The 14,453-nt window shown below is 54.1% G+C and carries 12 protein-coding genes; 2 read left to right on the forward strand and 10 right to left on the reverse strand.

Going from position 1 to position 14,453, the window contains the following annotated elements:
- The first annotated feature begins 2 nt into the window (after nt 1-2).
- Complete coding sequence (locus SH580_RS21620; protein ID WP_319832884.1) at nt 3-1,682, forward strand: efflux RND transporter permease subunit; 1,680 nt, start codon at nt 3-5, stop codon at nt 1,680-1,682.
- A gap of 5 nt (nt 1,683-1,687) precedes the next feature.
- On the forward strand, nt 1,688-3,151 hold the full coding sequence (locus SH580_RS21625) for a TolC family protein (RefSeq protein WP_319832885.1): 1,464 nt from the start codon (nt 1,688-1,690) through the stop codon (nt 3,149-3,151).
- Here SH580_RS21625 and SH580_RS21630 read toward each other — a convergent pair.
- From SH580_RS21630 to carB, 10 genes are all read right to left on the reverse strand, one after another.
- Nucleotides 3,148-3,609, reverse strand: coding sequence for an MOSC domain-containing protein (locus SH580_RS21630; protein WP_319832886.1), 462 nt, complete (start codon nt 3,607-3,609; stop codon nt 3,148-3,150). The two genes, SH580_RS21625 and SH580_RS21630, sit on opposite strands and share 4 nt — an antisense overlap.
- Before the next feature lie 6 nt (nt 3,610-3,615).
- On the reverse strand, nt 3,616-4,083 hold the full coding sequence (locus SH580_RS21635; protein WP_319832887.1) for a molybdenum cofactor biosynthesis protein MoaE: 468 nt from the start codon (nt 4,081-4,083) through the stop codon (nt 3,616-3,618).
- Nucleotides 4,084-4,111: 28 nt separating this feature from the next.
- Nucleotides 4,112-4,351: a MoaD/ThiS family protein gene (locus tag SH580_RS21640; protein ID WP_319832888.1), complete on the reverse strand. Its 240-nt coding sequence runs from the start codon at nt 4,349-4,351 to the stop codon at nt 4,112-4,114.
- A gap of 41 nt (nt 4,352-4,392) precedes the next feature.
- On the reverse strand, nt 4,393-4,989 hold the full coding sequence (locus tag SH580_RS21645) for an NTP transferase domain-containing protein (protein ID WP_319832889.1): 597 nt from the start codon (nt 4,987-4,989) through the stop codon (nt 4,393-4,395).
- A 16-nt stretch (nt 4,990-5,005) separates the two neighbouring features.
- Nucleotides 5,006-5,488 carry a cyclic pyranopterin monophosphate synthase MoaC gene (gene moaC, locus SH580_RS21650; protein ID WP_319832890.1) on the reverse strand — a complete coding sequence of 161 codons (483 nt, stop codon included), beginning with the start codon at nt 5,486-5,488 and terminating at the stop codon, nt 5,006-5,008.
- Nucleotides 5,489-5,499: 11 nt separating this feature from the next.
- Nucleotides 5,500-6,705, reverse strand: coding sequence for a molybdopterin molybdotransferase MoeA (locus SH580_RS21655; RefSeq protein ID WP_319832891.1), 1,206 nt, complete (start codon nt 6,703-6,705; stop codon nt 5,500-5,502).
- A 120-nt stretch (nt 6,706-6,825) separates the two neighbouring features.
- Nucleotides 6,826-7,515 carry a YfgM family protein gene (locus SH580_RS21660; protein WP_319832892.1) on the reverse strand — a complete coding sequence of 230 codons (690 nt, stop codon included), beginning with the start codon at nt 7,513-7,515 and terminating at the stop codon, nt 6,826-6,828.
- 73 nt (nt 7,516-7,588) lie between these two features.
- A complete protein-coding gene (gene purU, locus SH580_RS21665) occupies nt 7,589-8,440 on the reverse strand; it encodes a formyltetrahydrofolate deformylase (RefSeq protein WP_319832893.1) in 852 nt (283 codons plus the stop codon).
- Between the two features lie 142 nt (nt 8,441-8,582).
- Entirely contained in the window at nt 8,583-11,045 is a 2,463-nt protein-coding gene (locus tag SH580_RS21670) for an FG-GAP repeat protein (protein ID WP_319832894.1), read from the reverse strand.
- A 141-nt stretch (nt 11,046-11,186) separates the two neighbouring features.
- On the reverse strand, nt 11,187-14,423 hold the full coding sequence (gene carB / locus SH580_RS21675; protein WP_319832895.1) for a carbamoyl-phosphate synthase large subunit: 3,237 nt from the start codon (nt 14,421-14,423) through the stop codon (nt 11,187-11,189).
- Nucleotides 14,424-14,453: the final 30 nt, after the last annotated feature.

Consider the following 14,453-nt stretch of genomic DNA (forward strand, 5'->3'; position numbering starts at 1 on the left):
ATGTGATTTGTTTTTCACTGGTTTGCTCATTGCTGCTTTCATTGAGTTTGGTGCCGATGCTGGCCTCGCGCTTGCTTAAGCCAGCGGATGAGGCGGGGCCGTCTTCAGCATGGTTGAACAGGCTTAAAGATCAGGCAACGCATGGCTTTGAGCGTATGAATCAATCTTACCTGTGCATGCTGGAATCTGCCTTGCGACATCGGGTAACAGTGTTGGTGAGCATGGTGTTGCTACTCGGGCTCAGCTTATTGATTGTGCCGCTTTTAGGCACGGAGTTTTTACCGCCGAGCGATGAAGGCGAAGTGCGAGTGACGGGGGAGATGGAAGTCGGCACTAGGCTAGAGCTGTTGGATCAGCAGACACGTCTGCTGGAAGCACTGGTGTATCCCGCCGTGCCCGAGGCGATTTCCACAGTGGCATCTGTGCGTGACAACGTGGGTGAAATACGTATGTCGCTTGCTCCCGCGGCCCAGCGTCAGCGTTCGAATGTACAAATCGCCGAGGATTTGCGTAAAGCGATTGAGGGAAAAGTGCCTGGTATGAAGATTCGCACCCGCGCCCCCCAAGGGCAGTTTTTACTGGAGCGAATCATCGGTGGTGACGAGGGCGTGACTGTGGAGATCCGAGGATTTGAATTAGATACTTTAGAGGCACTTTCGGCCAAGGTCGCGGAGGCGATTGAAGGCATCGATGGAATCTCCGACATCGACCGTAGTTTTGATGCCGGCACGCCCCAACAAGAGATACATATTGATCGGCAAAAAGTGGCCGACCTTGGTTTTACCCCGCGCGATATTACCGAAGTAATTGAGACTGCCATCGCTGGTTCGCGGGCGGGAAATTATCGTAATGAGGGTAATTCCTACCGAATTTTGGTGCAATTGAAGGACGCTGAAAAGCGCTCACTGGATGAGGTGTTGAATCTCACATTGCGCACTGCGGATGGGCAAATGGTCGTGCTGCGAAACCTCGTGAGCACTGTCAGTAGTCGTGCTCCGCTGGAGATCACGCGTAAGAATCAACAACGCCAAGTCACTGTTTCCGCCAACGTGGCGGGGCGTGACCTTGGCTCCGTTGCTGAGGAGATTCAGGCGGCGTTGGACCGAATCCCACGCCCGGATAATTATGAACTCAATATCTCAGGTAATTTTGAAGAGCAGCAAGAGGCCTTTCAGGAGCTCTTGGTGGCGCTGCTGATTTCGTTACTCTTAGTCTATATGGTGCTGGCATGTCAGTATGAGAGTTTACGCGATCCGCTGGTGGTGATGCTGTCTACGCCGATGGCGGCGATCGGGGTTTTACTCACGCTTTGGTTGACGGATACCACGCTAAACCTGCAGTCCGGAATCGGCTGTATTATGCTAGGTGGGATCGTTGTGAACAACGCGATCTTGTTAGTCGATCAAGCCAGTTCGCTCGGTCGGGAAGGTGGCTACAGTCTACACTCGGCTGTGGTCGAAGCGGGACGTCGACGTTTTCGTCCGATTCTCATGACTACCCTGACGACGATTCTTGGGCTCTTACCGCTCGCTTTGGGGATTGGCGAAGGTGCCGATGCTCAAGCACCCCTGGCGCGCGCGGTGGTCGGAGGCTTAATCGGTTCCACTTGTATCACGCTGATTCTGATCCCTGTCGTATATACTCTGGTTCATAAGGAGAATGGAAAGGTAAGCTCGTCATGATACGTATGACTGTATTTATTGTTTGGATACTGGCCGCCAGTTGCGTCCATGCTCAATCCGAGTCCGCCTGGGGCTTAAGTATTGAAGAGGCTGTATTTAAGGCACTGCAAAATAACCGCGAGTTGAGCATTCAGCAATTAGAGCCCGTCATCGCTGGAGCATTCGAGAAAATTGAGCGCGGGGTCTATGATCCTGAGCTTTATGCTAGTTTTGAGTATGTCGAAGAGATCGCTTCTGAGACCTCACGCTCGACGGTGGATCAGTTCTCTGTGGAGGGGAGTGATGTTGCAGCGGAAGTTGGCCTGCGCCAACGCTTACCCTTTGGCACAGAACTCGAAGCTTCGGTATACAGCGCGCGCAGTATTTCCAATCGTGCGCCGGAACAGCAACAAGTTCGCTATGGGCTGACAATTACGCAGCAATTACTACGTGGCTTCGGCACTGCGGTGAATTTAGCTTCTTTGAGACAGGCGAAGCTCGACACGCTTGCCAGCACGCATGAGCTTGCGGGGTTCACACAAGCTTTAGTGGCCGAAGTAGAAACGGCATATTGGCACTTAGTTGCTGCGACTGAAGCCATTACCGTCTTTGAACAATCGCTTCGCGTTTCGCAGGCACAATTAGATGATATTGAAACGCGGATTGAAGTGGGCCACCTTTCCAAGAATCAAGCCGCTGCGGCCCGAGCTGAATTGGCACTGCAACAGCAGAACCTGATCGATGCTCAAAGTTTACGAACCAAGCGTCTCTACGAACTGATGCGCTTGATCTACCCCGATCTGCCGGTGCACGAAGTGTTACCGCTGCAGGCGACCAGCTTGCCACAGGTCGATCCGGATTTTAAGCCCCAGCGTGAGGAACATATTCAGCTGGCGCTCCAAGCTCGTCCTGAAATCGAAGAAGCCATGCTGCGCCGCGAACGGGATCAGCTGGAGACCGTGGTCACACGCAATGGTCGCCTACCACAGCTAGAGCTATTTATTAACCTGGGGCATTCGGGATATGCGGATACCTTTCGGCAGAGTTTTCGCGAGAATGACGGAGAGAACTACGACTATACCGTAGGCTTTGAGTTGAGTCAGGTTCTTGGAAATCGATCCGCGCGTGCACGCGATACCATTGCCAAAGCCAATCTGGAGCAAGCCGATGAGGCTCTAGCCAATCTACGCAGCTTAGTGCGCTACGATGTATTGCTGGCTTTGAATGAATTGGAGCGTGCCCGCAAGCAAGTCAGTGCATCGGCGGCGACTCGTGAATACCGTGCGCAGAGTCTACAAGCCGAAGAAGATCGTTTCGAAGTGGGCTCAGGCACTTCACTGGATGTGGCGCGGTCTCAAAGCGATCTGGTGAAGAGCCGAATCGCTGAGGTCCAAGCCCGAGTCGCTTATTTGATTGCGAAGGTCGAACTCTATCGTGCTGATGGGAGTCTACTGGAGCGTCGTGGCATTCGCCTCGGACAGTTGAATTAATCTTGTTGGCAGTGTAAAGTGCCGCTAGTCCGAATGCGGGCCCGTAAACCTCCAAAACCTTTGAGTGCTTCATGCACGCCAGGGGCCACGGCTTCGTCCATCCAATAGCAGGGGCGGCATTCCTCGCTGCCTTCGAATTCGACTCCTTGCAAGGTGAAGCGTTTGCCGATCAGTGTGTTGAGGTCGACTCCTGAGGTTAAGACATTACGCCGGAACCAGGCGGGGTCGAGCTCGGGGCAGTTGAAATCCTTGCGGATACGCAGATAGACGGCCCAATCGAAGAAGGTGATTTGGCCCTTGTAGTCTTCTTTGTGGTTGAAATAGCGATCACCTACGAGCCCAGATCCCGCGACACAGTCCACCGTGTCGACTTTTTGGATGCCGTGGTTGAGACGGCCTTTTCCATGGCGACCTACGAAGTCGTGACCAGTTGAAATGTAGATAGCTTGGATTTTCATGTGGGCTCAGGGATGTGTTTGATGCGGATGCTCTAGGTTCTTTGGGTCGGCGCAACCGCAGTGGTTGCTTTCGATCCAGGCTTGGGTATCGTCGGCGTAGATTTCCTTTTTCCAGATCGGGAGTCGGTGTTTAACGTTGTCGATGATATAACGACAGGCGAGAAAGGTGTCACCACGGTGATGAGCAGTTACGCCCACCCATACCGCGATGTCTCCCGTTGTGAGTGCTCCGGTGCGATGCACCACAGCTGCGTCTTCGATATGAAATTTTTCTTTGGCCTCTTTGAGTATTGTATTCGCAATACTCGGGGCGAGTTGCGGGTAGCCACTGTAGTGAAGTTCTTTGACTATTTTACCTTCGTTATGGTTACGCACCCAGCCTTCGTAGCTGCAGTAAGCGCCTGCTGAGAGTGAGAGCAGTTTTCGGCGTAAGCTGGTGGGCTCTATGGCTTGGTCTGTGAGGGAAAAGTTCATTATGAATGGGGGCAGTGCAAATGGAGAATCAACCGCCAGTCATGGGAGGTAGAAAGGCGATTGAATCGCCGTCCTTTAGTTCGGTGCTGTGTGCTGATAGTTGGTGGTTGATCGCTACTTGCAAATGCTTGAACTCGTACGGGAAATTGTAGCTTTGCTTCAAGTTGGCGTAAAGTTCGGCGGGGGAATTGTGATCGATGCTGCGGGATTCTTCAGTTTTTCCGGCTAAGTCGGCGAGTTGCGCGAAGTATAATATATGGATTTGCATGATAGAGTCGAAGGGATGGGGGCGTGTGCGGGGATGCGTGCTTATGTGGTGAATTCGCCCTGGGTTTGTTGGTATTCTTCGGCGGTGTTGACATTATCGAGACTGCGGGGATCGTCTTGTTCCACCAGCGACGCTTCTTTCACGATGAGTAGTTTACGCGGGCAACATTTACCGAGTTTCTGTGATAGAGCCATGAGCCCGGTATCGCTGCCCGCGGGATAGATCGCGCAGAGTGGCTCGGGCAAGCCGTCGTGGCTACTGCGATAGGCCGTGAGTTGGGGCGCTTGCTGTTGGAAGGCAGCAATGAGTTTCTCCAAGGTGGCGCTTTTCAAATAGGGGAGGTCGCAGGCCAGCACCAGCCAGTGCGCGTCCGGATGCGTGTGCATGGCTGAGAGGATGCCGCAGAGGGGCCCTTTAACGTGCTCAAGCTGATCATAAATGGCAGTGGTGCCTGCGGGCGTAGCAAAGGCTTGCTCCAAGCGCTGAGAAATAAAGACCTGCGAGCAGACACTTTGTAGCAGCGCGGTGGTGCGTTCGAGTTGTGTCGGGCCTGAACCGTAGCGGAGTAGTGCCTTGTCGCGCCCCATGCGCTGGCTCTGGCCACCGACCAGGACGAGTCCGTAAATTGGGTGAGTCATCAGTGTCTGGACGGCGTTAAGCTGTCGGGTTTAAGTGATAGTCGGATTTGCCGCCGGTCTTTTCGATCAGACGGGTGGATTCGATCACGATGTCTTTGGAGGCCGCTTTGCACATATCATACAGTGTCAGCGCGGCACCGCTGGCGGCGGTGAGGGCTTCCATCTCGACGCCAGTTTGGTCGAGCACTTTGACTCTTGCTTCGATCCGTAAGCGCGCCTCATCGACTGGGGTGATCTCAATTTTGACCGACTTGAGGTTGAGTGGGTGGCAAAATGGGATCAGCTCGGAGGTCTTTTTGGCGGCCATGGTGCCAGCGATGATAGCAGTATCTAAGATGGGACCTTTTTTGCTGCTCCAGCCGGCTTCAGCGAAGGCAGACATGATCTCGCTGCCGAGATAAACATAGCATTCAGCGATGGCCGTGCGCTGCGTGGCCGTTTTGGCGGAAACGTCCACCATGGTGGGACGTTGGTCTTTGTCGATATGGGTAAATTCCATGCCTAGAGTTTCTAATACCAGAGGTGAAAGTCGAAGCTTTTGCCAGCCGGATAGCCTTTTTCCTGAGTCGGGGGCAGTTCGATGTAGCCGTCGCTTTGTAGGATACGCACCAGGTCGCCTGAATTGTTGGCAGGTTGAGCCGAGGCGATGTTGTTGGCCTTGCGACTGACGGGGAGGAAGATCGTGATATCGTCGCGGGCTTTGACCGGAGCTTCGAGGCTGAGCTGTGGGGGAATTGGGGGGCTGTCGTGTCCCATAAAATGGTCGAGCGCTGGGAGTACGTATTGGTGCCAGCAGGTAAGCGTCGAGAGCGGGTTCCCTGGGAGGGTGAACACTGCGCACTCGGGATGGCTCCAGAAACCCAGTGGTTTGCCAGGTTTTTGGGCAACACCGTGAAACTGGCAGTGCAGCCCGAGCGCGTCCAAGGCTGCGGGAATGTAGTCTTTTTTTCCCATCGAAATGCCACCACTGAGAATGATCAGGTCATGTTGAGCGATGAGAGCCTGGAGTTGCGCTTGGCAGGCGTTTGGTTCGTCGGGCAAGTGGGCCAACTGAGCTGCAGGCAGATCGCGGCGCTTGAGTGCCGCATCGATCATTAAATCGTTGGAGCGGCGGATCTGGTGGGCGGCTGGGGTGGCTGTGATATCGACCAATTCATCGCCTGTGCTGACGACTGCGATGGATGGCTTTGCCGATACCAAAAGTGTTTTGCAGCCACAGCTGGCCGCAACGGCGATCTCGCGCGAGCCGATGCGAATGCCTGGTGCGAGCAGGACTTCGCCAGTGGGACGATCGCTGGCATATGCGTGAATGAAATCGCCTGCCGCATGATCCTTGGGATGGATGACTTGCATGTGGGTCTCGTCAATTTGACGGGTGACTTCGTAGGGGACGACGCAGTCCGCATCGCTCGGAACGACGGCACCAGTCATGATTTCTGCGCAAACACTGGGTTCATTGCCTAAGGTCAACTCAGGCGCGCCTGCGGGCGCTTGGGCAATGATCTTGAAAGTGCCGCTCACGTCGATCTCAGCGGCGCGAATTGCGTAGCCGTCCATCATCGAGCGATTGAAAGGCGGGAAGGGGCGGTCCGCTCTGACGTGTTCGCGTAAGATGCGCCCAGCACATTGGTCGATGGGGCAGTCTATCGATGGAGAGCGGGCCAGCATCTGGAAGATTGCTTCCTGTGCTTGTGAGGGGCTAATCAATTTTCTCATTCAATGGCTATTCAGACGAAAGCAGCATTTGCTGGAAAGACTGAATTCTGAATCTGGAGCCACAAAAAAGCACAGGCTCCGAGGTGCCTGTGCTTCTTTAAACTTGTTTGTGTCGATGTATTAGCGGGCTTGTTGCTCGTAAATACTCATACGTTGCTGCCATTGAGTGGCGAGCGTGCTGGCTTGAACTTGAGCCACATAGCGATCGTAATCTTCGCTGCGACCGTCTGCGTCGGCTTCGATTGCCAGATGGTAAGCGGCTTCGGCGCGTGCCACTTCAGCCAGACTGTTGTCACTGGCAACATCCGCAAGTTGCGCCAGAGCATCACTAGTGTTACCATTGTAATAATTGGCAAAGGCCTGTCCGAGGCGCGCACGACCCGCAAGAACGTTGTCGCTCAAGGCGTCGGTGGCGATGCTGTAGAAGTTGAGTGCCTTTTCGAAGTCCTCATTGGTGTAGGCTTGGTCGGCTACTGTCAGAGCAGCGAGTCCGCCGAGATCCTTTTTAGGGTTCGCTTGGGCGAACTCAGCCAATGATTCGTTATTAATCGCTTCTGAGTAGGCGGCTTGCAGCTTGGCTTCAGCATGATTCTTATACATGCGCATGCCATTGAAGGCGATGATCAGTATCGCGAGCACGAAAATGCAGCCACTGATGAAGCCCTTGTTTTCCATCCAGTAGATACTGATACGATCTTCGATGGAGATTTCCTCAGAGTCCTCAAGGTCGACTAGATTACGCTCGTCGACGATGTCGACGTTTTCAGGTAAAGTAGGATTGTGGCGTTTATTTTTGCTTGGGCGGTTCATTTTCGGAGATTAGAAATTAAGAGTTAAGAAATTGTGTCAGCGAGACTCAGGGTTCGTTCAAAAGCGTAGTCATCTAGTCGAAGACTACAGTTTTGTTATTGTAAACAAGAATCCGATTATCCAAGTGGAGACGGATCGCTTGAGCGAAGACAGATTTTTCCAGGTCGCGGCCTTTGCGAATGAGGTCAGGTATGGCGTTACGGTGGTTGATACGGGTAACGTCTTGGTGGATGATGGGGCCTTCGTCAAGGTCAGCGGTGGCATAGTGAGCGGTGGCACCGATCAGTTTAACGCCGCGCATGTGCGCTTGGTGATAGGGCTTGCCGCCTGCAAACGCCGGGAGAAAGGAGTGGTGGATATTGATCACCGGGCAGCCCGCTTTTTCTAAAAAGCTCTCGGAGAGTACTTGCATATAGCGCGCCATTACGATCAGGTCTGCGCCAGACGCATGCACAATGCGTATTTGTTCCGCTTCGGCCTCAGCCTTGGTGGTTTTGGTGACCGGCACATGATGAAAAGGGATTCCGTAGCGGGCCGCATCTTCAGCCAGATCTTGATGATTCGACACGACGCAGGCAAGCTCGCCTGCCATCTCTCCGGATCGGAAGCGTAAAATCGTGTCGTGAAAGCAGTGATCGATCTTAGATACAAACAGCGCTACTTTCGGGCGGTGCGTGGATTGCGCCACCTGTGCCGTCATACCGAGTTCTTGCGAGGCAAATTTCTCGAAGGCAGCGGCCTCTTCGTCGATTTGGCCTGAAGGAATCCATTCGACGCGTTGAAAGAAGATGCCTGCTTCGGGATCCTCGTGCTGGTCGGCATGCACGATATTACTGCCGCGCAAGAAGATCCAACTGGATACGCGCGAAACCAAGCCCGGTTGGTCCGGGCCGTGGAGGAGTGCGATGATGGTGGGCGATTTCATGAAAGCTGTGCATCACACTCATTTATTTCACAGAATCAAGGGTATAAAAGCCTGTTCTAGCGACTCGTGGTGATGGTCGAGCGATGCTGTCTTCTCTTGCCTTGTGCGGTCAAAGTGACGGCCGCTTCATACTGATGAAGGTTTATTCGGCCATAGGATATTGTAAGCGTAGAAAAAGTGTCTGTCCGTCGATTTGGTAGGGGCTGAGATCGATGGTTTTTTGCATCGAGTCGCCGAGTTTGAGGTCGGGCAGGTAGCGTGCGTTGGGGAGTTCGGCCCATGAATCGGGCTCTAAGCTGCGAGAATACATGACCCGCGGGCGGGCTGCTGCGTGCGTCCGTGAGCTGAGGAAGGAGAAGGTGGGTAAGTGCGGGTAGTCCACATGTTGGGTCGAGCTGAGTGGAGCTGGATTGGCGAGCATCGGATCGGTCCCGCTGTGGAATTCAACTATATTGAGCCAGCCGTCGCCATCGGCATCGTCGGTGGGAGCACTCTGCCCGGGCGCTTGGCTGGCCAGCGTTGCGAAAAACGTTTGCTGGTCTGCCGCGGTCGCTGTGGCAGTGGAGACTGCGCGGGCAAAGCTGTAGACGCGCCCTGCGTCGGGCAGGCCAGTGAGGTCCAGACCGAGGTCGCCTGCGAGAATGGTGTCGCCCTTCATTGTGAGCGCTTGTGCATTCCCAAAATTGTTACCTAAGTCACCTTGTTTGTCGGGCTGGTCGCTATCGCGACTGCAGAGTGCGCGCACTTCTTGCCAATCGTTGGCGCTTTCGTCCCATTCGAATTGATAGACCATGGAGCGATCCATCGCAGTCCATCCGTAGCCTTGTCGCAGTCCTGCGATGAGAACTGTGTCGCCTTCGGCGATGAGGGAGGAGCCGAAGTGTTTGACTGTATATATTTGACGCAGGTATGCGCTGTAGTCCCATTGGATGTATTCATCCATGCTTGCTTCTTCGACCGTGCGGATACGGCGTGTTTGAACCCAAGTGCCGCCTTCATACTCAAATTGATAAACGGCGCCGAGCGGGGTGTTGCCTTGCCACTTGCGGAAGGCGGAGACAAATATGCCGTGATCTGAGATGGCGACACGTTCGCCGAATAGATCGTCGTAGTCGGCATCATCGGCCTTGAGCTTTTGCTCCAGTTGCCATTGTCCAGAGCTTGTCTGGCGTCGGTAGACGTAGACTGCGCCAGAGTTTTCGCTGAGGTCGTCGTCTTCGTTAGAAGGGATCGCGGCGAGCTCACCATGGAGGGCCAGAGGCCAGCCAAAATAGTCATCCTCTTCGGCGTCGTGCGGCACGATAATCTGAGTTTTACTGAACACGGGGGTGGTCGTGTCGCTGGCTTCGTAGACCCATACGGCTCCGGTCGCTACATCATCTGTGAGTGCTTGGTCGGCTGATACCATCAGTGTGTAAATATATTGGCTGGGGCCGATGGGCGTCTGATCCAAGGCCACTGTGCCGCCGAAGGCCGCGGCTTGATCTTCATTATCAGGTATTAAGGTTTGCAGCAGTGACCATTGCCCCGTTTCGCTGGCACGTTGATAGATAAAGACTCGGCAGTTTAGGGGAAAATCACTCTCGGGGGCGGCGATGACGAGTAAGTCTGCATACGATGTGATCGAGGCTCCGAAGTCGACCTCTTCTACCGGGCTCACTAGAGTTTGAGTGTGTTGCCAGGTCCCGTTTGCAGCCGATTGCTCATAAATATGCACCTGGCGTGAGTCTGCCTCCTGAATGAATGCGGTCACGGGCAGGCCGATCTGTGGCTGCATCAGCTCTATGGCACTTCCGAAGTAAGCTTCTTCGGTGGGGGCGGGCGCATCGATGTGGGCCCGTTCATAGTCGTAGCCAAAGATCATGAGCTCTTGCTCGCTCAGTGTCCAACGCTCTTGGGAGTCATTCAGATCGCGCATCCAAAAGCGTAGTGGCACGAGCTCGGAAACTTGAGGTGCTGGATAGGCATCGTTCCATTCAAAGACCCAATTCGACCAATACTCAGTGACCACACGTTCAAAACTGAAGCGTGGATCTTGTGTCTCCAGTGTCAGCTGACTTGCGCTGGAGCTTTCATCTGGATCGCCCACCTCTAGTTGCAGCTCATAAATATCTTCAGGATCATCCTGGATGCGAAATCCCTGTGTGAGTAGGTTGCTGTTGGATATATGGGGGAGTGCGGGGAGCACAGTTAGAGTGATTGTGCCTTGTAGCTCTTCGGTGATTTCCTCTGCATAATAGATGGTGACACTTACTGTAAATGTATACTCCGTGGCTGTGGGGACGTTAGGAGCTGTCCAGGTGATTTGGTATTTGCTCTCGTAACTGGAGTTTATTGGATGAACCTGTAGCTCGGCGGGTGCATTGATCAATTCGATTTCAAAAGTTTCACCTGCGTCTTCGTAATCGACCCAATCGTCGAGTCCCCAGAATATAATACTACCTTCTAAGGAATAGTTTGTACCTGTGTAGGTCGTGAAGTAAGGACCCTCTGTCGCGTCGTCGGGAGCATATATAGTCGATTCCTCCAGTTCCATTAAGCTGGCAGTATCGCCTGCCACCCATTCGTCCCAGCCGATTGTTTCCCAGCCGATGCCTCCAATCATATCCCATGAGGATGCGTTAAGGCAGCATATCGCTGCTAAAAGTAGTACGACTCTTATAAACATGAAGACTGCCTAACTTTCGTTAGGCAGTCCGTCGATTAAATTCCGCGTAAAGCTGCGGATTCTGAAAGTAGCGATTCCTTACTTAGGATTCGCTTCTTGGCTGTAGCTTTGGATCGAGCGCACTTCGTAGCCTTTCTCGCGGATCGCTTTGATGCCATCCACAGCGGCAGAAGCGGCCGAGATGGTGGTCATAATGCAGATATTGTGCTTCACCGCTTCGGTGCGGATCTCGTTCTCGTTTTGACGTGGCACGGTGCCTTGCGGTGTATTGATGATCAGACAAACTTTGTTGTTTTTGATCAGGTCAATCACGTTGGGGCGACCTTCGCTCAGGCGGCAGACGTTTTTCACTTCGATACCGTTTTCTTTGAACAGCTTGCCGGTGCCTGCTGTGGCTAAGATACCGAAGCCGAGTTCGCTTAGGCCCTTGGCGATTTCGATTGCACGCTGTTTGTCACCGTCTTTGACGCTGATAAAGACGTCGCCGGAGTCGGGCAGTGCGGGCTTGGCCGCCATCTGTGATTTTGCAAAGGCAACACCGAGGTCTTTGTCGAGGCCCATGACTTCACCTGTCGAGCGCATTTCCGGGCTGAGCATGATGGGCGCGCCTGGGAAGCGGTTGAAGGGGAATACGGATTCTTTGACCGCCCAATAAGGAGGAATGATTTCTTCGGTGAAGCCGAGGTCCTTAAGCTTTTCGCCTGCCATGATACGGGAGGCGAGCTTAGCCAGCGGCACGCCGATCGCCTTGGAAACGAAGGGCACGGTGCGCGAGGCGCGTGGGTTGACTTCGATGATGTAAAGCTCGTCGTCCTTGATCGCGTATTGCACGTTCATGAGGCCGACCACTTGTAGCTCTTTTGCGAGTGCGTAGCTGGCGGTGCGAACCTTATCCAGCATCTCGTTGGAGAGTGTGTGGGGGGGCATCACCATGGCGGCGTCGCCGGAGTGAACCCCTGCAAATTCAACGTGCTGTAGCATGCCGCCAATCACTGTGGTCTCGCCGTCGGAAATGCAGTCTACGTCGAGCTCATACGCGTCTTCCAGGAATTTGTCGAGCAACACCGGAGTGCCGGGAGCGACGTCGAACACTTCGCGCACGATCTTCTTCATTTCGTCCATGTCGTAGACGATGAACATACCACGGCCACCTAGAACGAAGGAGGGGCGCAGTAGGATCGGGAAGCCGATTTCACCGGCCAGTTCGTAGGCTTGTTCCAGTGAGTTGGCGATGCGGTTCTCCGGTTGCTTTAAGCCGATACGGTCGAGAATGTCGCGGAATTGATCGCGGTCCTCGGCAGCGTCAATCATGGAAGGTGAGGTGCCGATGATATTCACGCCGTGCGCTTCCAGCTCGGTCGCGAGGTTGAGCGGGGTTTGGCCGCCAAATTGCACGATCACACCGTCGCACTTGGACTGGTAGTAAATCTCAAGCACGTCTTCGAGGGTGAGTGGTTCGAAGAAAAGTTTGTCCGAGGTGTCGTAGTCGGTGGAGACGGTCTCGGGATTGGAGTTGACCATGATGGTCTCGTAACCCGCTTCGCGCAGGGCGAAGGAGGCGTGCACACAGCAGTAGTCGAACTCGATGCCTTGACCGATGCGGTTGGGGCCGCCACCTAGGATCATGATCTTTTTCTTGTCGGTGACGGAGATCTCATTCTCGGCGCCGTAGGAAGAGTAATAGTAAGGAGTGAAGGCTTCGAACTCCGCAGCACAGGTGTCCACCAGACGGTAATTCGTCATGACGCCCAACTTTTCGCGGCGCTTACGCACGGCTTGACGGTTGGAGTTGACCAGATCGGCAATCAGCGCATCGCTGAAACCCGCTTCTTTGGCAGTCTTCATTAACTCGCCGTCGAGTTTTGCCAGACTACTGGTCTTGAGCTCGAGCTCGATGTCGACCAACTGACGCAATTGATCGATAAACCATGGATCGAGGGAACAAGCTTCGAAAATTTCTTCATCCGTCATGCCATTGAGTAGGGCGTGACGCAGCCAAAAGACACGTTCGCAAGTAGGGATCGAGATGCCTTGGCGGATGGCCTGCATATCGGTGATTTTCTCTGCAAATTTAGCCGGTCCCACAAAGCCTTTGGCGCCGATTTCCAGCGAGCGTAGAGCTTTTTGGAAAGACTCCTTAAAGGTGCGGCCGATGGCCATGGCTTCGCCCACGGATTTCATGGCAGAAGTCAATGTCGTGTCGGCACCGATGAATTTTTCGAATGTGAAACGAGGGATCTTCGTCACCACGTAGTCGATCGTCGGCTCGAAGCTGGCCGGAGTTTCACGCGTGATGTCGTTTTGCAGCTCGTCCAAGCTATAGCCGACAGCCAACTTGGCCGCGATCTTTGCGATGGGGAAGCCCGTTGCTTTCGACGCCAGCGCCGAACTACGTGAGACGCGCGGGTTCATTTCGATCACGACCATGCGGCCATTCTTCGGGTTGACCGAGAACTGGATATTCGAGCCACCTGTTTCCACGCCGACTTCACGGATACATGCGAAGGATGCATCGCGCATCAGCTGGTATTCCTTATCCGTCAGCGTCATGGCCGGTGCCACCGTGATGGAGTCACCGGTGTGGACGCCCATCGGGTCGAAATTCTCAATCGAGCAGATGACCACGCACTGATCCTTGTGGTCGCGCATGACCTCCATCTCGTATTCCTTCCAGCCGAGTAAGCACTCTTCGACCAGCACTTCGGTGGTGGGCGACATATCGAGGCCGTTTTGCACCATGCGCTCATATTCTTCGCGATTATAAGCGATCCCGCCGCCAGAGCCACCGAGCGTGAAGCTGGGGCGAATGATGATGGGGAAGTCACCGATCAATTCGTCAGCCGCCTTGAGCGCGTCCGCCAGGTTATTGACGGTGGCCGAGCGTGCCACGTCCAGGCCGATCTTAAGCATGGCCTGTTTGAAAATATCGCGCGCCTCGCCCTTGATGATGGCTTCCGGCTTGGCGCCGATCATTTGCACGCCATATTTTTCGAGAATGCCTGCATCGTGCAGATCCATCGAAAGGTTCAGTCCCGTCTGGCCACCGAGGGTGGGGAGCAGGGCATCTGGCTTTTCCTTGAGAATGATCTTCTCCAGCGCGTCAACCGTAAGCGGCTCGATGTAAGTGACATCGGCAAACTCGGGGTCGGTCATGATCGTGGCCGGGTTGCTGTTCACCAGCACCACTTTGTAACCTTCCTCACGCAGCGCTTTACAAGCTTGAGTGCCGGAATAGTCGAATTCGCAGGCCTGGCCGATTACAATCGGGCCGGAACCAATGATAAGAATAGTCTGTATGTCGGTGCGTTTTGGCATAAATTGGCGCAAGGCTGTTTTTTTTGCACT

Origin of the sequence: Coraliomargarita algicola, assembly GCF_033878955.1 — a bacterium.
GTDB lineage: Bacteria > Verrucomicrobiota > Verrucomicrobiia > Opitutales > Coraliomargaritaceae > Thalassobacterium > Thalassobacterium algicola.

Coding starts and splice junctions, on each gene's coding strand:
- SH580_RS21660 (WP_319832892.1), bottom strand. CDS start 7,515: ATGAACCGCCCAAGCAAAAATAAACGCCACAATCCTACTTTACCTGAA.
- SH580_RS21670 (WP_319832894.1), bottom strand. CDS start 11,045: ATGATTGGAGGCATCGGCTGGGAAACAATCGGCTGGGACGAATGGGTG.
- SH580_RS21655 (WP_319832891.1), bottom strand. CDS start 6,705: ATGAGAAAATTGATTAGCCCCTCACAAGCACAGGAAGCAATCTTCCAG.
- purU (WP_319832893.1), bottom strand. CDS start 8,440: ATGAAATCGCCCACCATCATCGCACTCCTCCACGGCCCGGACCAACCG.
- SH580_RS21625 (WP_319832885.1), top strand. CDS start 1,688: ATGACTGTATTTATTGTTTGGATACTGGCCGCCAGTTGCGTCCATGCT.
- SH580_RS21640 (WP_319832888.1), bottom strand. CDS start 4,351: ATGCAAATCCATATATTATACTTCGCGCAACTCGCCGACTTAGCCGGA.
- moaC (WP_319832890.1), bottom strand. CDS start 5,488: ATGGAATTTACCCATATCGACAAAGACCAACGTCCCACCATGGTGGAC.
- SH580_RS21645 (WP_319832889.1), bottom strand. CDS start 4,989: ATGACTCACCCAATTTACGGACTCGTCCTGGTCGGTGGCCAGAGCCAG.
- SH580_RS21630 (WP_319832886.1), bottom strand. CDS start 3,609: ATGAAAATCCAAGCTATCTACATTTCAACTGGTCACGACTTCGTAGGT.
- carB (WP_319832895.1), bottom strand. CDS start 14,423: ATGCCAAAACGCACCGACATACAGACTATTCTTATCATTGGTTCCGGC.
- SH580_RS21635 (WP_319832887.1), bottom strand. CDS start 4,083: ATGAACTTTTCCCTCACAGACCAAGCCATAGAGCCCACCAGCTTACGC.